Origin of the sequence: Rhodococcus sp. 852002-51564_SCH6189132-a, assembly GCF_001665495.1 — a bacterium.
In the GTDB taxonomy this organism is placed as follows: domain Bacteria; phylum Actinomycetota; class Actinomycetes; order Mycobacteriales; family Mycobacteriaceae; genus Rhodococcus; species Rhodococcus pyridinivorans.
This window is the reverse complement of record NZ_LZMJ01000048.1, coordinates 123933-144491: the sequence shown is the minus strand read 5'-3', so window position 1 is coordinate 144491 and position 20559 is coordinate 123933. Positions and strand designations below refer to the sequence as shown.

Sequence of the window (20559 nt, the reverse complement as noted above, 5' to 3'; positions counted from 1 at the left end):
CCCCCCCCCCCGCCCCGCGCCACCCCCCCCCGCCCGCCCCCCCCCCCCCCCCCCCCCCCCCCCCCCCCCCGCCCCCCCCCCGCCCCGGTCCCCGCGCCCCCCCCCCCCCCCCCCACCGGCCCCGCCCCCCCCCCGCCGCCCGTCGGTGTTCGTCCGTCTCCCGCACTACTGATCCGGGGTGTTCCAGCCCACCCGGTCGACCTGCGACTGCGACAGGCGCGTTCCGCCGTCCGGCTCGACGTAGGTCTGATCGCCGCGCACCGTCAGTTCCCCGCCGACGGGCAGGGGGAGCGACGCGTCGATCGTCATCGACCCCTCACCGGCCATCGTGTACTGCTCGATGTCGAGACGGCCCTGCCCGTTCGGCAGCACCCAGGTGGACTCGCGCGGTGTCTGTTCAACCTTCACGTCGACCGTGATGCGGTCGTCCTCCCGCTCGACGAGCGTCGCCGTCCCGACCTGGTCGAGGGTGATGCCCGCGCTCATCACCTGCTGGTGGATCTCCCACACCGCGCCCACCCCGACGGCTTCCTCCGGGAACGAGACGATGCGATAGACGGCCTGGTAGAAGGCCTGCTCGATCGCCGACCGTGCGATATTCGCCGCATCGGGAGTGGGCTCGAGGCGCAGCGCACTGATCGCGCCGGTGGGGCCGATCGTCAGTCCGGCTCCGGAACCCTCGGCATCGGACAGTGCCGATCCGAGCGTCTCGTCCGGCGACGTCGCCGATCCGACGGTGATGTCGACCACGGTGCTCGGGTCCTCGTCGGAGACCGCCCGCTCGACCGTCGCCGAGAGCGGAAGGGTCAGCTCGGGAGTGGAGAAGTCCTGCTGCGGGTCGTCGCCGACGCGCTGGAAGACCTCGGACCGGGTGGTGAGGACGACGCCCTGCTGCACCCCGGCCTCCGGTACGAGCCGCACCACCGATCGGGGTTCGGCACCGGGGTCGAGCACTGTCGTGGTCACCGCCGACACCGGCACCGTCACCTCCGTCGATGTCGCTGCCGTGACGGCGGGCGCGCCATCCGAAGGACCACCGCAACCGGCGACGAGAGCGGAGAGGGACAGCACAGCCGCGAGGGCACACGGCCCCGAGCGGGGGAATCTGGACAGCGCAGGCACGCCACCCAGGGTAGCCACGACGGGAGGGGGAACCGCCGCGGTCGTCCGGTAGGGGATGATGGAGCGGTGACGAACGAAGCTTCCCGACCCGACCGCGACGCGGAGACGCCGGTTCCCGGTCGTGCCGACGAGCCGTCCCCCTCCGTCGGCCGCCGCATGCTGCGGCCGCTGCTGCTCGTGGCGCTCGTCGTCTACGTCGCGGATCTGGTGACGAAGGTGCTCGCCGTCCACTACATCGACCCAGTCGATCCGATCTCGATCGTCGGCGACACGGTCACCCTGACACTCGTCCGCAATCCCGGTGCCGCGTTCTCCATGGCCACGGGCATGACCTGGTTGCTCACGCTGGTCGCGATCGCCGTCGTCGTCGGCGTCGTGAAGATCGGCCGGACCCTGAGATCGAGGTGGTGGGCGCTCGGCCTCGCCCTCGTCCTCGGGGGAGCGCTCGGCAATCTCACCGACCGTCTGTTCCGCTCGCCCGGACCGCTGCAGGGCCACGTCGTCGACTTCGTGTCGGTCGGATGGTGGCCGGTGTTCAACGTCGCCGACTCGGCCATCGTGTGCGGAGCAATCCTGCTCGTGGCCCTGACCGTCTTCGGCGTCGAACCCGACGGCGGTGCCTCGAAGGGCCGGGACGCAGCGCCGGGTGCGGACGAAACGAGAAAGGAATCACACCAGTGAGGGAAACCCGCGCGATGCCCGTACCCGACGGGCTCGACGGGATGCGTGTCGATGCAGGCCTCGCGCGCCTGCTCGGTCTGTCCCGGACCGTGGTCGCCACGCTCACCGAGGAGGGCGCCGTCGTGGTCGACGGCGCTGCGGTGGGCAAGTCCGACCGACTGTCCGCAGGCTCCTGGCTCGAGGTGGAACTGCCCGAGCCGCCCCGCCCCCTGACCATCGAGGCCCAGCCCGTCGAGGGCATGGAGATCCTCTACGCCGACGACGACATCGTCGCGGTCGACAAGCCCGTGGGTGTCGCCGCCCACGCGAGCGTCGGCTGGACCGGACCGACTGTGATCGGCGGCCTCGCCGCCGCCGGCTACCGGATCTCCACGTCCGGCGCCCACGAACGCCAGGGCATCGTGCACCGGCTCGACGTGGGCACCTCCGGCGTCATGGTGGTCGCGACGTCCGAACGCGCCTACACCGTCCTCAAGCGCGCCTTCAAGGAACGCACGGTCGACAAGCGGTACCACGCGCTCGTCCAGGGGCATCCCGACCCGAGCAGCGGCACCATCGACGCACCGATCGGCCGCCACCGCAGCAGCGACTGGAAGTTCACGGTCACCGCCGACGGCAAACCCAGCGTGACGCACTACGACACGATCGAGGCGTTCCAGGCCGCGAGCCTGCTCGACATCCACCTCGAGACCGGTCGGACCCATCAGATCCGGGTGCACTTCTCGGCACTGCGTCACCCCTGCTGCGGCGACCTCACCTACGGAGCCGACCCACGTCTCGCGGCGCGTCTCGGTCTCGAACGGCAGTGGCTGCACGCGTGCACCCTCGGGTTCTCGCACCCGACGCGCGGGCACTGGGTCGAGATCACCAGCAAGTACCCTCCGGATCTCGAACACGCGCTCGCCGTGTTGCGCAACGCCTGACCGATGGGACGTGTCCTGCCCTGGGCGTCGGTCGTCGTTCTCGTCGTCGCGGTGCTCGTCGCCGGGTGGACCTCACCGCCGCGGACGGCCCCCGTGGGGAGCGACACCCTCGGCCCCGACAACGGGGAAGCGGTCGCCGACTATCTGGCACGGGCCGCGGACAGCCTGAGCGAGGCGGCAACGGACGGAGACCTCGAGCACTGGGGACTGGTGTCCTTCACCGACGCCGTCGGCATCGACCGGGTAGTCGAACGCACCGACGAGGTGCGCGTGGCGCAGGTGCTGTTCCGCGTCCCGATCGACCGCGTCCAGACACCACTGGTGCCGGTCGCGGTGCCGGAGAACCCGGAGGCGGTGCGTCGTGCCCCCTCGGTCGCCGCGGGCCGGCTGAGCCTGGTGGAGTTCGGGACCGAACGCGCCGCGCGGGTCGGGGCGGTCTCCGCGCAGCGGCTCGCCGACGGCTGCGACTGCGTCGTCGCGGCGGTGCTCCGGGGTACTCCCTCACAGTTCCGGGCCGTCGCCGACGCCCCGGACGTGCGGGCCGTGGAGGTCCTGCCCGCAGACGCGATCGCGGGACGCTTCGCGGTGACCCCGCTGCTGCCCACCCACGTCGAGACGGTCGTGCCCGGCCCGGACGACGGGGAAGTGTGACGGTGCGGTGGATCCCGTCTCGGAACGACAGTGTCTCGGAAAGACAGTGTCTCGGAAAGACAGTGTCTCGGAACGACAGCGCACCGGCGGAGCCGTAGGGTGAGCCGGTGAGCGACTCGGAGGATCGGAACGACTCGGGGCAGCGGAACATCGTGCGCACCGGGGTGCTGTGCGGTCTGGGTGCCTACGGTTTGTCGGGACTGTTCCCCGCCTACTTCGGTCTGCTCGAACCCGCCGGCGCCGTCGAGATCCTCGCGCACCGCGTGCTGTGGACCCTCGTGCTCATGCTGATCGTACTGGGCGTCATGGGACGCCTCCGCACCCTGCGCGGCCTGTCGGCCCGCACCTGGGGCCTGGTCGCCGCGGCGTCCACCGCGATCGCGGTCAACTGGGGCGTCTACATCTACGGCGTCGTCTCGGGCCGGGTCGTGGAGACCGCACTCGGCTACTTCATCAACCCGCTCGTCAGCGTGGTGTTCGGTGTCCTGTTCTTCCGGGAACGATTGCGGCCGGCGCAGATCGCGGCGCTGGTGCTCGCGGTGTGCGCGGTGGTGGTCATCACCGTCGACTACGGCAGACCGCCGATCATCGCCCTGACCCTGGCGCTGTCCTTCGCGTCCTACGGGGTGATCAAGAAGATCGTGCCGCTCGATCCGCGCACGTCCCTGACAGGGGAGGGGATCGTCGCGGCCCCGTTTGCGCTCGGGTACGTGATCTTCCTCGCGGTGACCGGCACCGGCACCTTCCTCGGGCACGGCGTGGATCACACGGCCCTGCTCGTATCGGCGGGGCTGGTGACCGCAGTGCCGCTGCTGCTCTTCGGCGCGGCCGCACAACGGGTCCCGCTCGCGACACTCGGCATGCTGCAGTACCTCACGCCGAGCCTGCAGATGATGTGGGGTGTGGTGGTGCTCGGGGAGGACATGCCCGCCTCGCGGTGGATCGGTTTCGTCCTGATCTGGATCGCCCTGGCGGTGTACAGCACGGACGCGCTCGTGCGGGCCCGTCGTCAGCGTGCCGTGGTCACTGCGGAGCCTCGCGCGGCTTAGACTCGTCTCTGCCCACAGACATCCCGGGAGAGGCACGCGTGGCTGACTCGTTCGTTCATCTGCACACCCACACCGAGTACTCGATGCTCGACGGTGCCGCGAAGGTCGGACCGTTGTTCAAGGAGGCCGAACGGCTGGGGATGCCGGCCGTGGGCATGACCGACCACGGAAACATGTACGGCGCCAGCGAGTTCTACAACGTCGCCAAGAAGTTCGGCATCAAGCCGATCATCGGCATCGAGGCGTACGTCGCGCCGGAGTCGCGCTTTTCCACCAAGCGTGTGCAGTGGGGTGATCCCGGCCAGAAGTCCGACGACGTCTCCGGCTCGGGTGCCTACACCCACATGACGATGGTCGCCGAGAACTCGACGGGCCTGCGGAACCTGTTCAAGCTGTCCTCCCTCGCATCGATCGAGGGTCAGCTCGGCAAGTGGGCCCGTATGGACGAAGAGCTCATCGCCCACCATCACGAGGGCATCATCGCCACGACCGGCTGCCCGTCGGGCGAGATCCAGACGCGCCTGCGCCTCGGCCACGAGCGCGAAGCGCTCGAAGCCGCCGCGAAGTGGCAGGAGATCTGGGGCAAGGACAACTTCTTCCTCGAGCTGATGGACCACGGCCTGTCCATCGAGCGTCGTGTGCGCGAGGGTCTGATCGAGATCGGCCGCAAGCTCGACATCCCGCCGCTGGTGACCAACGACTGCCACTACGTCACCAAGGATGCGGCCGCGAACCACGAGGCGCTGCTGTGCATCCAGACCGGTAAGACCCTCTCCGATCCCACCCGGTTCAAGTTCGACGGCGACGGCTATTACCTCAAGTCGGCGCAGGAGATGCGCGAGCAGTGGGACCGCGAGGTGCCGGGTGCGTGCGACAACACGCTGCTCATCGCCGAGCGCGTGCAGTCCTACGAGGACGTGTGGACCCACCGCGACCGGATGCCGATCTTCCCGGTGCCGGAAGGGGAGACGCAGGCGAGCTGGTTGCACAAGGAGGTCATGCGCGGCCTCGACCGTCGCTTCCCCGCCGGCCCGCCCCGCGAGTACGTCGAGCGCGCCGAGTACGAGATCAGCGTCATCAACCAGATGGGCTTCCCCGCCTACTTCCTCGTCGTCGGCGACCTCATCAACCACGCCCGCGAGGTCGGCATCCGCGTCGGCCCCGGCCGTGGTTCGGCCGCCGGTTCGCTCGTCGCCTACGCGATGGGCATCACCAACATCGACCCGATCCCGCACGGTCTGCTGTTCGAGCGGTTTCTCAACCCCGAGCGCGTGTCGATGCCCGATATCGATATCGACTTCGACGATCGTCGCCGCGGTGAGATGGTGCGCTACGCCACCGAGCGGTGGGGAAACGACAAGGTCGCCCAGGTCATCACGTTCGGCACCATCAAGACGAAGGCCGCGATCAAGGACTCCGCGCGAGTGCAGTTCGGCCAGCCCGGATTCGCGATCGCCGACCAGATCACCAAGGCACTTCCGCCGCCGATCATGGCGAAGGACATCCCGGTCTCGGGTATCACCGATCCGAGTCACGAGCGGTACAAGGAAGCCGCCGAGGTTCGTCAGCTGATCGAGTCCAACCCGGACATCAAGAAGATCTACGACACTGCGCTCGGGCTCGAGGGCCTGATCCGCAACGCCGGCGTCCACGCCTGCGCGGTGATCATGTCGTCCGAGCCGCTCATGGACGCGATCCCGCTGTGGAAGCGCGCGCAGGACGGCGCGATCATCACCGGCTGGGATTATCCGTCCTGCGAGGCCATCGGCCTGCTGAAGATGGACTTCCTCGGTCTGCGCAACCTCACCGTCATCGGCGACGCGATCGAGAACATCAAGGTCAACCGCGGGATCGATCTCGACCTCGACACCCTCCCGCTGGAGGATCCGGCGACCTACGAACTGCTCGCGCGTGGCGACACGCTCGGCGTGTTCCAGCTCGACGGCAGCGCCATGCGCGACCTGCTGCGCCGCATGCAGCCCACCGGCTTCGAGGACATCGTCGCGGTGCTCGCACTGTACCGCCCCGGCCCGATGGGCATGAACGCGCACAACGACTACGCCGACCGCAAGAACGGGCGGCAAGAGGTCAAGCCGATCCACCCCGAGCTCGAGGAACCGCTGAAGGAGATCCTCGCCGACACCTACGGCCTGATCGTCTACCAGGAGCAGATCATGCAGATCGCTCAGAAGGTGGCCGGTTACTCGCTCGGACAGGCAGACCTGCTGCGTCGCGCGATGGGTAAGAAAAAGAAGGAGATCCTCGACGAGGCCTACGACGGCTTCGCGCAGGGCATGAAGGACAACGGCTTCTCGCAGGCGGCGATCACCGCGCTGTGGGACACCGTTCTGCCCTTCGCCGGTTACGCGTTCAACAAGTCGCACGCCGCCGGCTACGGCCTGGTCTCGTTCTGGACCGCCTACCTCAAGGCGAACTACCCGGCCGAGTACATGGCCGGTCTGCTCACCTCCGTCGGCGACGACAAGGACAAGGCCGCGGTCTATCTGTCCGACTGCCGCAAGATGGGCATCACGGTGCTGCCGCCGGACGTCAACGAGTCGCACACCAACTTCATGTCGGTGGGTGAGGACATCCGGTTCGGCCTCGGCGCCGTCCGCAACGTCGGCACGAACGTGGTCGCCTCGATCATCAAGGGGCGGGAGGAGAAGGGCCGCTACACCGACTTCTCCGACTATCTCAACAAGATCGACACCGTCGCGTGTTCGAAGAAGGTCACCGAATCCCTCATCAAGGCAGGTGCATTCGACTCGCTCGGACACCCGCGCAAGGGATTGATGCTCGTCCACGCCGACGCGATCGACGCGGTGATGAGCACGAAGAAGGCCGAGGCCATCGGCCAGTTCGACCTGTTCGGCGGCGACGACGCCGACGAGTCCGTCGCCGCGGTGTTCAACGTCCGCATCCCCGAGGAGGAATGGGACACCAAGCACCGCCTCGCCCTCGAACGGGAGATGCTCGGCCTGTACGTCTCCGGGCACCCGCTCAACGGCGTCGAGCACGTCCTCGCGTCCCAGGCCGACACCCAGATCCCCGCGATCCTCGAAGGCGCGCTCAAGGACGGCAGCCAGGTCACCGTCGGCGGCATCCTCGCCTCGGTGAACCGACGCATCAACAAGAACGGTCTCGCCTGGGCGTCCGCGCAGCTCGAGGACCTCACCGGTGGCATCGAGGTGCTGTTCTTCCCGCAGTCCTACGCCGTCTACGGCATGGACGTCGTGGAGGACTCGGTGGTGCTGGTCAAGGCCCGGGTGTCGATCCGTGACGACCGGATCTCCCTGATCGCCAACGATCTCGCTGTCCCCGACCTGTCGCAGATCGGGGTCGCGAAGCCGGTCTCGGTGTCGATGCCCACCCGGTTGTGCACCCCCGACAAGGTCGGTGCCCTCAAGAATGTGCTCACGCGCCATCCCGGTTCGTCCGACGTGCACGTGCGGCTCATCACCGGCAGCAAGGTCACCGTCCTCAAGCTCGACGACAGCCTGCGGGTCGAAGCGTCGTCGGCGCTCATGGGCGACCTCAAGGCCCTGCTCGGGCCGGGCTGCCTGGCCACCTAGCGGTCCGCCGCGCGGCGCGAGCCCTTCGGTGAGCGCCGCGCGGGAAGCCGGGGTCGGCCGGTGCGTCTAGGAACGGAGTGCGTGCTGCTGGATCCTGCGGACCCACCACACGACGACGGTGACCGCAGCGGCACCGATGACGGCGCTCTGGGCGCTGGTGGTGACGACGAGGACCACGAGCAGGGTCAGGAGACCGGCCGCGAGTGCTTCGAGCTTGTACAGGGGCCAGATCGTGCCGGCGATGTCCACACCGTCGGTGCGCTCACGGTGTATCCGGGGGTCGAGCACGGACATCGCGGTGCACCTCCTGTAGGCCGAGCGACTGTAGGCCGGGCGGAATTCTTTCTTCAGGATAGGCGCAGGGAAGAGTTCGGGCCACCGAACTCGACGATCGGGCGGCGACTGCTACAACGATTGTGTTGACTGGTCCGTATGCCACTGCACGGACAATACGAACCGAGTCCCGTCGAATGGAGCGCCAAGCAGGTCGAGGAGTACGAGTCGTCGGGCGGAACCCGCGGCACCACCCTCCAGGGTCGACCGGTCATCATCCTGACCACGGTCGGCGCCAAGTCCGGCAAGCTCCGCAAGATCCCTCTCATGCGGGTCGAGCACGAGGGTAGGTACGCCGCTGTCGCCTCGCTCGGCGGTGCACCGAAGCATCCCGTTTGGTACCACAACATCGTCGCGAACCCGCACGTCGAGGTCAGGGACCGCACCGAGGTGTGGGACATGACCGCCCGCGAGGTCCACGGCGAGGAGAAGGCGCAGTGGTGGGAACGTGCCGTCGAGGCGTTCCCGCCCTACGCGGAGTACCAGGAGAAGACCGACCGCGAGATCCCCGTCTTCGTTCTCGAACCGGTCGAAGGCCCGTAGACCGAGCACGCTCGGACGGACTGTGCTGCTACCCCCTCGATGCGGATCCCGCCGTGGTGGTCGAATCGGGGGAGTGGCAGCATTGACGGGTGACCTCCACTTCGCGAACAGCAGAACCGATGACTCTGACCGCCGTGCCCTGCGCGGCCGACATCGATGCGGCTGCCGAGCGAATTTCGGAGGCGGTCGACCCAACGCCGCTCGAGCGCAGCCCTCGACTCTCGGCGCTCGTAGGCGCCAACGTCTACCTCAAGCGGGAGGACCTCACCCGGGTGCGGTCCTTCAAGCTCCGTGGGGCGTACAACGCCATGGCGCAGCTCGACGCGGCCGAGCGCGCCGCGGGCGTCGTCACGGCCAGCGCCGGTAATCACGCGCAGGGTGTCGCCTACGCGTGCCGGGTGATGGGAATCCAGGGCCGGATCTACGTGCCCACCCGCACTCCCAAGCAGAAGCGCGATCGGATCCGTGTCCACGGCGGCGACAGCGTCGAACTCATCGGTGTCGGCGACACCTTCGACGCCGCGGCCGCAGCGGCAGCCGACGATGCGATCCGCACCGGTGCGACGATGATCCCGCCCTTCGACGACGCCCGCACCGCTGCCGGGCAGGGCACCATCGCGCGCGAGGTCCTCGAACAGCTCGACGGCGATCTCGACGTCGTGCTCGTCCCCGTGGGCGGGGGCGGCCTCATCGCCGGTGTCGCCGCCTATCTGCGCGAGCGGTCCCCACGCACGTCGATCGTCGGCGTCGAGCCGGCGGGTGCAGCGTCGATGACCGCCGCGCTGGTCGCGAGCGGTCCCGTCACGCTGCCGGAGGTCGAGCCGTTCGTCGACGGCGCTGCGGTCAAGCGGATCGGCGACGTCCCCTACGCCGTGGTCTCCGAACTCGGTGCCGAGGTCGTGTCCCATTCGAGCCTGCCGCTCGTGGCTACGCTGCGCCGGGAGGGGCTCGGCCGGGCCCCGTTCGGGATGACCCAGATCGACGAGGGTGCGCTGTGCACCACGATGCTCGATCTGTACCAGAACGAGGGCATCATCGCCGAGCCCGCCGGCGCCCTGTCGGTCGCTGCCCTCGAGTCGATCTCGGTGCAGCCCGGAGCGAACGTGGTGTGCCTGGTGTCGGGCGGCAACAATGACGTCTCACGCTACGGCGAGATCATCGAGCGGTCGCTCGTCCACCGCGGGCTCAAACACTATTTCCTCGTGGACTTCCCCCAGGAGCCCGGCGCACTGCGGCGGTTCCTGGACGAAGTCCTCGGACCGGACGACGACATCACCCTGTTCGAGTACGTCAAGCGCAACAACCGGGAGACCGGCGCTGCCCTCGTCGGTATCGAACTGGGTGCCGCGGAAGACCTTTCGGCTCTGCTCAATCGCATGGACGCGTCGCCGATCGACGCGCAGCGACTCGAGCCGGGGTCGCCGGCCTACCGTTATCTGACGTAACCGGGTGGCCCGGTCACGTCACGGTTGGTGTGCGGTCACCAGCGATTGCACACCAGCCATGGGCCCCACCAATAGCAGTCGGGCCGCCAGTAGTGGTTCCGGTGATGGTCGCGGTCGTACTTCTTGTCGTGATGGTTGTAGTTCTTGTCGTGATCGTGGTGGTCGTACTTTCCGTGGTCGTCGTGTCCTCCGCTGACATTCACGATCCCGGGTGCTGTGTCGACGGTGGGGGTCGCCGATGCGACTCCGGCGGGAGCGAGGACGAGGGCGGTGCTGAGGAATACACTCGCCAGAATCTTCTTGGGTTGCATGGTGATTCACCTCGAGAATTCGACGGTACTTGAGACGGTACTCGCCCACTCGTGGCATAATCAACGACTTTTTTCGCCTGACGAACGTTATCGGCGGGGCATCTCGGGAGCCTCCAGGATCGCGAAGGACCAGCCCGGGATCAACACTGCGGACTCGGTACGGTTGACCACCGGTTCGTCCCACCAGAGCAGTGGTTTCCCGCCGACCGGCACGGTGACGGGGTCGGGTCCGAGATTGCACGCCACGCGCAGCGCCCCGCGGTGCACGACGAGCCATTTCTCGTCCTCGTCGTACGTCACGTGCACGTGCTCGAGCCAGGGATCGGTGAGCTCGGCACGGTCCCGCCGGAGCGCGATGAGCGCGCGGTAGCACTCCAGCAACCGGGCGTGCCCGCCCTCGTCGCGTTCGTCCCAGCGCAGCTTCGAGCCGATGAAGGTCTCCGGAGCCTGCGGGTCGGGTACGTCGGCGGCGTCCCAGCCGTGTTCGGCGAACTCGCGCCGGCGACCCTCGACCACGGCCGCGGCGAGTTCCGGTTCGGGATGCGACGTGAAGTACCGGAAGGGTGTGCTCGCACCCCACTCCTCGCCCATGAACAACATCGGCGTGAACGGGGACGTGAGCACGAGCGCCGCCTTGAGGGCGAGCTGACCGGGCTCGAGATAGGCACCCGGCCGGTCGCCGAGCGCCCGGTTGCCGACCTGATCGTGCGTGCAGGTGTAGGCGACCAGACCGCTCGCCGGCGTGCGCCGGGTGTCGAGCGGGCGCCCGTGGACCCGGCCGCGGAAGCTCGAATACGTCCCGGCGTGGAAGAAGCCGTGCCCGAGCGTGTACGCGAGGCAGTCCAGCGAACCGAAGTCGCCGTAGTAGCCCTGCCGTTCACCGGACACCGCCGCGTGGATCGCGTGGTGGACGTCGTCGGCCCACTGCGCGTGCAGTCCGTATCCACCGCCGGGCCGGGGAGTGATCAGCTTCGGATCGTTGAGGTCCGATTCGGCGATCAACGACAGGGGGCGGCCGAGATGGGCGGACAGGCGGAACGTCTCGACCGACAGTTCCTCGAGGAGGTGTGTGGCGGTGTGGTCGATCAGCGCGTGCACGGCGTCGAGCCGGAGGGCGTCGATGTGGAAGTCGCGGAACCAGCGCAGCGCATTGTCGAGGATGTACCGGCGCACCTCCCCGGATCCGGGACCGTCGAGGTTGATGTTGTCGCCCCAGATTCCCGGGGCCGCGGAGAGATAGGGACCGAAGCGGCCCAGATAGTTCCCCGACGGACCGAGATGGTTGTAGACGACGTCGAGTGCCACCGCCAGTCCGCGCGCGTGGGCGGCGTCGACGAAACGCTGCAGGGCATCGGGGCCACCGTAGGGTTCGTGCACCGCGTACCAGAGCACGCCGTCGTAGCCCCATCCGTGGGTGCCGTTGAACGCGTTGAGCGGCATGAGTTCGACGAACTCGACACCGAGGTCCACGAGTTCGTCGAGACGGTCGATCGCCGAGTCGAGTGTGCCCTCGGGGGTGAAGGTCCCCACGTGCATCTCGTAGACGATGCTTCCTGTCAGTTGCCGGCCGGTCCAGCCGTGGTCGGTCCACTTCGTCTCGTCGAGCACGTGGAGCTGCGACGGCTCGTGCACGCCCTCCGGCTGCCGCGGAGATCGCGGGTCGGGAAGGACCGTCCCGGTGTCGTCGTCGAGCACGAAACCGTATCGGGTGTCGGGAGCGACGCCGACGGTGGTGCGCCACCAGCCGTCGTCGCCGCGTTGCATGTCGTGGAACCGTCCGTCGGCGAACAGTCGGACGGACGACGGGATCGGAGCCCAGACCTCGAAGGTGTGCACTCGACCAGCATGCCGTGTCGGAGGCGTCGGTGCAGGGGATGGCGCCACCGGCGTACCACCCTACCGCGCGTCAATTTTGTTGCAGCTGCAATGCACTCGATACTGGGGGAGTGAACCCGAATCCCGAGCGAGCCCGCCGACGGTACACCTCGCCGTTGCGGGAGGAAGCGGCCCGCCGAACCCGCGAGACGATCCGCGACGCCGCGGCGCGGCTGTTCGTTCGCGACGGCTACGTCAGCACCACCGTCAAGAACATCGCGGACGAAGCGGGTGTGGCGGTGCGGACGGTGTTCACCGCCTTCCCCGGCGGCAAGGCGGAGATCTTCCGCGAGGCGCTCGATCACGCGGTGGCCGGCGACGGCGATCCGCGCGCGAGCGAGGCGACAGATCCGGAACCGTCCCATGCCGGCGGCGTGGTCTCGCACGTCGACCTCGTGGTCGAGCAGGTGGTCCGCTACGGCACCGCGATGCTCGAACGCGCGGGCGGGCTGCTCATGACCTCCGTGGAATCATCGGGGGCGGACCCCGACATGCGTCGTTTCGCCGCGGACGACGCGAAGGCGACGGCCGAGAACGCCCGCACCCTCGCGGAAGGACTCGAACATGCCGGCTGGCTGCGCGAGGACGTCACCGTCGAGCACGCGGCCGATGTCCTGTTCACCCTGAGTTCCCCACAGGTGCACGCGCTGCTGAGGCGAGACCGCGGATGGGACGTCGACCAGTACCGTCAGTGGCTCTCGGGAACGCTGCGCGCGACGCTGTTGCGACGAACGGCGCCGTGACGGAGTCGGTTCAGTCGTCGCCGCAGTCGTCGAGGTAGAGCCACTCGCCGTCCTCCCGCACGAACCGGCTGTGCTCGCGCATCGAGTCGGGCACCCCGTCCGCCGTCCAGTGCGCGCGGAAGTCCACCGTGCCGGTCGTATGCAGGAATCCGCCTCCGGTGATGTGCAGGACCTCGAGCCCCGTCCAGCGCTGACCGGGGTCGAACTCGATCGAGCGCGGACGGGTGGACGGGTGCCAGGTGCGCAGCAGGTGCGCCGCATCGCGCGTCGCGAATGCCGTGTACCGCGCACGCATCAGCCGTTCGGCGGTGGGCGCGCTCGCACCTGCCAGCAGCGGCCCGCAGCATTCGGACAGGGGAACGCCGCGACCGCACGGGCACGGGGAATCCGGGCGGGTGTCGGTGCTGCGGTCGGCTCTGCTCATGGCCACAGTCTCCCCCGATGGGCTCGATCGCCCGGCCTCGGGGCGGTCAGAGCGGGAGCGGACGATGCCGGGCGTGAATGATGTTCTCGGACCGCGCGCTCCGGAGCGCTCCGTGATGCAGAATGCCGGACATGAATGCGCAGCGCTATGTCGGGGTCGTGGGGCCGGGTGAAGCCACGCCCGAACAGCGACGCCTCGCCCGCCAGGTCGGGGGACTCCTCGCCGGACGCCGGGCCGTCGTGGTCACCGGCGGTCTCGGTGGGGTGATGGCGGCAGCCTGCCGTGGCGCTGTGGAAGCCGGTGGGACGACCCTCGGCCTGCTGCCCGGAGACGACCGTGCCGAGGGCAATCCCTATCTGACGGTGGCCGTTCCCACGGGCCTCGGAGAGATGCGCAACGCGCTGCTCGTGCGCAGCAGCGACGCGTTGATCGCGGTGGGTGGAAGCTGGGGCACCATGAGCGAGATCGCGCTCGCGGTCCGCATCGGTGTCCCGGTGATCGCGATCGGCGGTTGGCGGATGCCCGCCGCCGGAGTGCTCGACGTCGAATCGCCCGCCGAGGCCGTCGAGTGCCTGCACGCACTGTTGTGGCGCAAGGACCCGATGTGAGCCGACCGTGACGACGCAGTAAGCACGACGCAGTAGGCACGACACCGTAGACGCGACGATGCCCGCCGATCCGGATCGGCGGGCATCGTCTGTTGTGGGCTCCTGTGGAGCAGGAATCTACGAGCCGGAGTTGGTGAGCTCGTAACGGCGGCGGTACTCCTCCTGGGACGTCTCGCTGATGTCGACGTCGGTGGCGCGGGCGCGCAGGGCGTCGACGGTGGCCTCCTCACACGGGATGTGCTCGAAGGGATCCCAGTCGAAGAACTTCGCGGTGTTGGCGAAGGTGATCTTGTCGATCTCCTCGTCGGTGCATTCGCATGCGTCGAGTTCCTCCTCGAGCATCTCGGGGGAGTTCGGCCACGTCGAGTCGGAGTGCGGGTAGTCGCATTCCCACGCGATGGTGTCGACGCCGAGCCGGTGACGGTTGTTCAGTCCGCTCGGTTCGGTGATGTAGCAGGCGAGGAAGTTCTTGCGCCACACGTCCGTCGGGCTCATGCCGGCCGGCAGGAAGCTGGTGCCGGTCCGGGACTGGTTGACGACGTGGTCGTCGATGCTGATCATCACCATGTCTTCGGCCTTCATCGAAACCTCTCCCTGACTGCGCAAAGTCCTGCCGGCGACGGCGCTCGCGATGAGGACTAGATTTTCCGTGCTCGAGAACGTAAACCAAGGACCTTCGACCGTGAGAATGTAATTCTCTACTTCGTGATCGACTACGCCGAGGGGTGATTGCATGTCCGGCCCGACGGGTGTGCCGGGGTGGTTCGGGAATCGAAAATGACAAGAATGCTTGACATTGAATGACAAGCAGAGTTTACTTTTGGTGTGACCGACACACCGAGGAGCAACCGGGTCCGCGAATTCCGCAAGAAAGCGGGACTCACCCAGGCCGCGCTCGGCGACGCGGTCGGCGTCAGCAGACAGAGCATCGTCTCGACGGAGAAGGGTGACTACGCGCCCAGCGTGTACCTCGCCCTGCGTCTCGCCCTCACACTCGACAGCACGGTCGAGGAACTGTTCCCGCTCACCACCTAGGAGCCCTCATGACGGTCTTCGTGAAAACCGCGCGCTTCATCGGCGATCTGGACGACGAATTCTACCGCGACGAACGTCAGCGAGACGTCTGGAACGAAGCATCGGCGGTGGGATTCCAGTTGTCCCTGTGGATCGCGCTGGTGGCGGCGGCGCTGCTCCCGTGGCTCGCCGGCCGGCCCGGGGCGTGGACGGCACTGGGCATCCTCGTGGCCTGGTTCGTCGTGTCAATCGTGACCCAGTTGTACGCGCGGCAACGCGACGTCGACCTGTACGCCACCGCGAAACTGTGGCGACCCCGCAGTGCCGCCGCCGCCGCGCTCTATCTCGTCGGCGTCGCCGGCATCTTCCTCCGCCTGCGTTACGAGAGCCATCCTTTCGAGAACGACGCCGCGACCTGGGCGGGACGGGTCGTCGGCGCGGCGGTCGTCATCGTCCTCGCAGGACTGGTTCTCGCCTGGAGTCGGCGACGCACCCAGCGCCGGCTCGACGCGGAGGAAGCGCTCGACGCGCTCGAGGACTAACGCGCGCGGACGAGTGCTGCGACCGGCTGGGAGTCGAGCAGATCGGCGACCCGCACCCGACCGGTGAAGGAGCGTCCGGTCAGGGCATCCGACCAGTCGCCGTCCGGCAGGTCGACGGTCGTGTCCTTCCACCCCGAACGCGACAGCGCCACGGTGCGGCGGGAGGCCACCGCGAGGACATCGAGGTCGTCCGGCGCCGGACCGCGGCCGAACGCGAGCAGGTGCTCGGCGGCCGGGCCGGTGGCGAGGACCGGAACGTACGCCCCGCCGACGAAGCTCGCCGGTCGTTCGCGGCGCAACCGGAGCGCGGTGCGCACGATCGTGAACTTCGCCGGCGCCGAATCAGGGGCATCGAGCAGCCGCCGTCGGACGTCGAACTCCACCGCCCGCCGGTTGTCCGGATCGACGAGCGAGTCGTCCCACAGTTCGGTGCCCTGATAGACGTCGGGGACGCCGGGGCCGAGCAGTTGCAACAGTTTCTGGCCGCACGAGACGGCCGCGACGTGCGGTTCGACCTCGGTCACGAAAGCGGTGAGCTCACCCGCGACCGGTCCGTCGATCACCGCGTCCAGCCAGCTGCCCACCGCGGTCTCGAATTCCTCGTCGACCTCGGTCCACGTGGTGCGGGTTCCGTTCTCGCGCAGCGCCTTCTGCGCGTAGGCATGTACCCGTTCGCGCAGTTCGTCGGTCACCACTCCGTCGAGCGGCCAGACTCCGAACAGGGTCTGCCACAGGAACAGTCCGATCGCCGGATCCGGTGCGGGCGCCGACTCGTTCCACTGCCCGAGCCGACGGGACCACACGTCGGCGACCTGCGAGAGCACACCGATCCGCGCCCGGACGTCCTCGCTGCGTTTGGTGTCGTGGGTCGACAGGGTGGTCATCGCCCGCGGCCAGTGCCGTGCCCGCTGGGTCCACGCGAGGTGGAACTCGGCCGGGGTGGCCGAGAAACGGCCGGGTTGCCCGCCCACCTCCTGCAGCGAGATCAGCCGCGCCGCCCGATAGAACAGGCAGTCCTCGACCGCCTTGGCCGTCGCGGCACCGCACACCTGGCCGAAGCGGGACGCGGCCTCACCGCCGAGGGCCATCGCCCGGGCGAACACCGCGAGCGCAGGATCGAGCGCGGGTTGCGTCCGCGCGAGGTCGCCGACGATGCGCGGCACCAGGGTCGCGAGCGGCGCGTAGTCGGCGCGGTAGACGGGAAGCTGTGCGGCGACTGCCATCACGGCCTCGCGCAGCGCCGCGTCGTCGCAGCCGGTGTCGCCGGTCTCGCGTCGGATCGCCCGCACGAGGCGGCGCACCTCCGGCGCGAGCCCGCTGCCGAGCACCGATCGTTTGAGGTCGTGTTCGCGGGCGTGCAGCCACGGCGCGTCGCCTTCGGCGCCGGTGAACCTGCGCGACAGGGCGTTCAGCTCCGACTCGCCGGCCGGATCGACGAACACCGTCGACAGTTCGCCGAGTGCGTCGTAGCCGGTGGTGCCGTCCACCGGCAGCGTCGCATCCAGCGGTTCGGCATCGCCGAGGATCTTCTCGATCACGAGCCACCGCTCGGGGCCGATCACCTCGCGCAGGCGCGCGAGATAACCGGCCGGATCGGCGAGACCGTCCGGATGGTCGACGCGGATCCCGTCGACCAGATCGTCGGCGATCCACGACGCGACCTGCTCGTGCGTCGCGTCGAACACCGCGGGATCCTCCACCCGCACCGCGGCGAGATCGTCGACGGTGAAGAAGCGGCGGTATCCGATCAACCCCGAGTTCCACGCCACGAGCCGGTAGGCCTGCCGCGCGTGGACCTCCTCACCGGTGCCCTCGTCGGTCCCGGGAGCGATCGGGAATCGCTTGCCGTAGTAGGCGAGCATCGGCTCGTCGCCGGAGCGGTCGACGGTCAGCTCCTGCACCGCGTCGTCCGATCCGAGCACCGGCAGAGCGATCCGACCGTCCACACCGTTGTCACCAGCGAGGTCGAGATCGAAGAACGACGCGTAGCGCGATCCGGAGCCGTGCTTCAGGACGTCCCACCACCACGCGTTCTGACGTGGGTCGGCCACCCCGACATGGTTGGGGACGATGTCGACGACCAGCCCCATGCCCCGTGCGCGTGCCTCCCGCGACAACCGTTCCAGACCCTCGCGTCCCCCGAGCGACTCGGAGACCGTGCCGGGATCGACCACGTCGTATCCGTGGGTGGATCCGATCGTCGCGCTGAGGACGGGGGAGAGGTAGACGTGCGAGACACCCAGGGCGTCGAGGTAGTCGAGCAGGGCGACGGCGTCGGCGAAGGTGCACTCGTCGCCGCGCATCTGGAGTCGGTAGGTGGACAACACCGGCGCAGTATTCCCCGCGCCGGCGCCGTTCACACCTGCCGACTCCGTACCGCCGGTGGTCACCGGGTCTTCCGGAGCACCAGAACCGAGCGTGCCTGCACCCGGACCGGCTTACCGGCGACGACCGTCTCCTCGCGCAGACCGTCGGGAACGTCGGTGTCGAGCGCGACCGTCCATTCCTCGGCGTGCGGGCCGTCGGGGGTGACGAACTCGATCGGTTCGTGATGGGCGTTGAAGCACATCAGGAACGAGTCGTCGACGACGCGCTGCCCCCGCTGATCGGGTTCGGGGATGCCCTCGCCGTTGAGGAAGACCGCGAGCGACTTGCCGAAACCGCTGTCCCAGTCCTCGGGCATCATCTCGTCGCCGGCCGGCGTGAGCCACGCGATGTCGCGGGACTGATCACCGCTGCGGATGGGTCGGCCCTCGAAGAACCTGCGACGCCGGAAGACAGGGTGGTCGGTGCGCAGCGCGATCACGTTGCGGGTGAACGCGACCAGGTCGGCGTTGGACTCGGCGAGCGACCAGTCCACCCACGAGAGTTCGTTGTCCTGGCAGTACACGTTGTTGTTGCCCTGCTGGGTGCGACCGAACTCGTCGCCGTGGGCGAGCATCGGCGTGCCCTGCGACAGGATCAGCGTCGCGAGCATGTTGCGCTGCTGGCGCCCGCGCAGCGCGAGGACCTCGGGATCGTCCGTGGGGCCTTCCACACCGCAGTTCCACGACCGGTTGTGCGACTCACCGTCGCGATTGCCCTCGCCGTTGGCATCATTGTGTTTCTCGTTGTACGACACCAGATCCGCAAGGGTGAACCCGTCGTGGGCGGTGACGAAGTTGACCGACGCGCCGGGACGGCGGCCGGTGTCCTCGTACAGATCCGACGAGCCGGTCAGGCGCGACGCGAACTCGCCGAGGGTGGCCGGTTCGCCGCGCCAGTAGTCGCGGACCGTGTCGCGGTACTTGCCGTTCCACTCCGTCCACTGACCTGGGAAGTTGCCCACCTGGTAACCGCCCTCACCGATATCCCACGGCTCGGCGATGAGCTTGACCTGCGAGACCACCGGATCCTGCTGGACGAGATCGAAGAAGGCCGACAGCCGGTCGACGTCGTGCAGCTCGCGCGCCAGGGTCGACGCGAGATCGAACCGGAAGCCGTCGACGTGCATCTCGGTCACCCAGTAGCGCAGCGAGTCCATGATCAGCTGCAGGGTGTGCGGGTGACGGGCGTTGAGGCTGTTGCCCGTTCCCGTGTAGTCCATGTAGTAGGCCTTGTCGTCGTCGACGAGGCGGTAGTAGGCGGCGTTGTCGATGCCGCGGAAGCAGATGGTGGGACCGAGATGGTTCCCCTCGGCGGTGTGGTTGTAGACCACGTCGAGGATCACCTCGATGCCCGCCTCGTGGAAGGCCCGCACCATCGCCTTGAACTCGGCGACCACGGCGCTCGGCTTGGTCGACGACGAGTACTCGGCGTGCGGCGCGAAGAACCCGAAGGTGTTGTACCCCCAGTAGTTCCGCAGCCCCTGGTCGAGCAGCACCTGGTCGTGCATGAACTGGTGCACGGGCATCAGTTCGATCGCGGTGACGCCGAGATCGAGGAGATGGTCGATGAGCGCCGGGTGCGCGAGACCGGCGTAGGTGCCCCGCATGTGTTCGGGGACGTCCGGATGCGTGGCCGTCATGCCTTTGACGTGGGCCTCGTAGATGACCGTCTCGTTGTAGGGGCGGCGGGGATGACGATCCGTCGCCCAATCGAAGAACGGGTTGATCACCACGGTCGTCATGGTGTGGCCCAGCGAATCCAGGCCGGGAAGCTCTGCGGCGGCGTCGGAGGTCTGCCCCGTCGCGATCGCCTCGGGCTCGGCGTCGTCGGTGGACACGGCGTCGCCGGTGTCGGTGTCCTCGGTGTCCTCGGTGTCGGTGTCCTCGGTGTCGTCCGTGCTCTCGTCCGAGGCGCTGTCGGCCACGGGCTCGGAACCGGGCAGCGGGTACGAGAACAGCGACGGGTCGCCGTCGAACGACCCGTCGAACGCCTTCCCGTACGGGTCGAGGAGCAGCTTGCTCGGATCGCACCGGTGACCGTTCTCCGGATCGAACGGACCGTGCACGCGGTAGCCGTAACGCTGGCCGGGGGAGACCGTCGGAAGGTAGGCGTGCCAGACGTAACCGTCCACCTCCTCGAGCGGGATGCGGGTCTCGGTCCCGTCACGGGAGATCAGGCACAGCTCGACCTTCTCGGCGATCTCGGAGAACAGTGCAAAGTTCGTGCCCGCCCCGTCGTAGGTCGCGCCGAGGGGATAAGGGGATCCCGGCCACACTTCCAGGGGCTCGGGCATCTCGTCGCTGGCGCTCGCTTCGGTGGTCTCCATGCCCGCCAACAGTAGTCTTCCGGCGGT

At 68.4% G+C, this 20559-nt stretch carries 19 protein-coding genes; 11 read left to right on the top strand and 8 right to left on the bottom strand.

What is annotated here, in order from left to right; all coding sequences use genetic code 11:
* Positions 1-165: 165 nt before the first annotated feature.
* Complete coding sequence (locus A5767_RS12000) at positions 166-1122, bottom strand: hypothetical protein (protein WP_037216823.1); 957 nt, start codon at positions 1120-1122, stop codon at positions 166-168.
* Between the two features lie 66 nt (positions 1123-1188).
* On the opposite strand from A5767_RS12000, the gene lspA reads away from it, so the two are divergent.
* The 5 genes from lspA to dnaE all read left to right on the top strand — a co-directional run bounded on the left by lspA (position 1189) and on the right by dnaE (position 8001).
* Positions 1189-1803 carry a signal peptidase II gene (gene lspA / locus A5767_RS11995; protein ID WP_064852386.1) on the top strand — a complete coding sequence of 205 codons (615 nt, stop codon included), beginning with the start codon at positions 1189-1191 and terminating at the stop codon, positions 1801-1803.
* Between the two features lie 14 nt (positions 1804-1817).
* Positions 1818-2726, top strand: a complete 909-nt coding sequence (locus tag A5767_RS11990) for an RluA family pseudouridine synthase (protein WP_174247134.1) — start codon at positions 1818-1820, stop codon at positions 2724-2726.
* Between the two features lie 3 nt (positions 2727-2729).
* The gene (locus A5767_RS11985; protein WP_006554123.1) at positions 2730-3377 is read left to right on the top strand and encodes a hypothetical protein; all 648 of its coding nucleotides are present in this window, start codon (positions 2730-2732) and stop codon (positions 3375-3377) included.
* 107 nt (positions 3378-3484) lie between these two features.
* Complete coding sequence (gene rarD, locus A5767_RS11980; RefSeq protein ID WP_442978756.1) at positions 3485-4426, top strand: EamA family transporter RarD; 942 nt, start codon at positions 3485-3487, stop codon at positions 4424-4426.
* Between the two features lie 38 nt (positions 4427-4464).
* Positions 4465-8001: a DNA polymerase III subunit alpha gene (dnaE, locus tag A5767_RS11975; protein WP_019289741.1), complete on the top strand. Its 3537-nt coding sequence runs from the start codon at positions 4465-4467 to the stop codon at positions 7999-8001.
* Positions 8002-8067: 66 nt separating this feature from the next.
* Here the strand turns inward: dnaE and A5767_RS11970 are convergent, their stop codons facing one another.
* Complete coding sequence (locus A5767_RS11970; protein WP_006554120.1) at positions 8068-8295, bottom strand: hypothetical protein; 228 nt, start codon at positions 8293-8295, stop codon at positions 8068-8070.
* A gap of 138 nt (positions 8296-8433) precedes the next feature.
* On the opposite strand from A5767_RS11970, the gene A5767_RS11965 reads away from it, so the two are divergent.
* Positions 8434-8877, top strand: coding sequence for a nitroreductase family deazaflavin-dependent oxidoreductase (locus A5767_RS11965; RefSeq protein WP_064852385.1), 444 nt, complete (start codon positions 8434-8436; stop codon positions 8875-8877).
* A gap of 119 nt (positions 8878-8996) precedes the next feature.
* Positions 8997-10322 (top strand): threonine ammonia-lyase IlvA, encoded by a 1326-nt coding sequence (gene ilvA, locus A5767_RS11960; RefSeq protein ID WP_019289740.1) that lies wholly within the window; start codon positions 8997-8999, stop codon positions 10320-10322.
* A gap of 35 nt (positions 10323-10357) precedes the next feature.
* Here ilvA and A5767_RS11955 read toward each other — a convergent pair whose 3' ends face one another.
* Together A5767_RS11955 and treZ are read right to left on the bottom strand one after the other, a co-directional pair.
* The gene (locus tag A5767_RS11955; RefSeq protein WP_019289739.1) at positions 10358-10633 is read right to left on the bottom strand and encodes a hypothetical protein; all 276 of its coding nucleotides are present in this window, start codon (positions 10631-10633) and stop codon (positions 10358-10360) included.
* A gap of 87 nt (positions 10634-10720) precedes the next feature.
* Entirely contained in the window at positions 10721-12469 is a 1749-nt protein-coding gene (gene treZ, locus A5767_RS11950) for a malto-oligosyltrehalose trehalohydrolase (protein WP_039585198.1), read from the bottom strand.
* Positions 12470-12579: 110 nt separating this feature from the next.
* Here treZ and A5767_RS11945 point away from each other — a divergent pair, with 110 nt between their 5' ends.
* Entirely contained in the window at positions 12580-13251 is a 672-nt protein-coding gene (locus A5767_RS11945) for a TetR/AcrR family transcriptional regulator (RefSeq protein ID WP_006554115.1), read from the top strand.
* A 10-nt stretch (positions 13252-13261) separates the two neighbouring features.
* On the opposite strand, the gene A5767_RS11940 is transcribed toward A5767_RS11945, so the two are convergent.
* Positions 13262-13675 (bottom strand): YchJ family protein, encoded by a 414-nt coding sequence (locus A5767_RS11940; protein ID WP_064852384.1) that lies wholly within the window; start codon positions 13673-13675, stop codon positions 13262-13264.
* A 122-nt stretch (positions 13676-13797) separates the two neighbouring features.
* Here A5767_RS11940 and A5767_RS11935 point away from each other — a divergent pair, with 122 nt between their 5' ends.
* A complete protein-coding gene (locus tag A5767_RS11935) occupies positions 13798-14283 on the top strand; it encodes a TIGR00725 family protein (RefSeq protein ID WP_006554113.1) in 486 nt (161 codons plus the stop codon).
* Between the two features lie 117 nt (positions 14284-14400).
* On the opposite strand, the gene A5767_RS11930 is transcribed toward A5767_RS11935, so the two are convergent.
* Positions 14401-14865, bottom strand: a complete 465-nt coding sequence (locus tag A5767_RS11930; RefSeq protein ID WP_231913176.1) for a hypothetical protein — start codon at positions 14863-14865, stop codon at positions 14401-14403.
* A 243-nt stretch (positions 14866-15108) separates the two neighbouring features.
* Between A5767_RS11930 and A5767_RS11925 the strand changes: the two genes are divergently transcribed.
* Positions 15109-15318: a helix-turn-helix transcriptional regulator gene (locus tag A5767_RS11925; protein WP_006554111.1), complete on the top strand. Its 210-nt coding sequence runs from the start codon at positions 15109-15111 to the stop codon at positions 15316-15318.
* A gap of 8 nt (positions 15319-15326) precedes the next feature.
* Positions 15327-15839 (top strand): DUF2029 domain-containing protein, encoded by a 513-nt coding sequence (locus tag A5767_RS11920; protein WP_006554110.1) that lies wholly within the window; start codon positions 15327-15329, stop codon positions 15837-15839.
* Here A5767_RS11920 and treY read toward each other — a convergent pair.
* Together treY and glgX are read right to left on the bottom strand one after the other, a co-directional pair.
* Complete coding sequence (gene treY / locus A5767_RS11915) at positions 15836-18229, bottom strand: malto-oligosyltrehalose synthase (protein ID WP_082937678.1); 2394 nt, start codon at positions 18227-18229, stop codon at positions 15836-15838. The genes A5767_RS11920 and treY overlap by 4 nt on opposite strands.
* Positions 18226-20532 (bottom strand): glycogen debranching protein GlgX, encoded by a 2307-nt coding sequence (gene glgX, locus A5767_RS11910; protein WP_064852382.1) that lies wholly within the window; start codon positions 20530-20532, stop codon positions 18226-18228. The genes treY and glgX overlap by 4 nt, the downstream gene beginning before the upstream one ends.
* Positions 20533-20559: the final 27 nt, after the last annotated feature.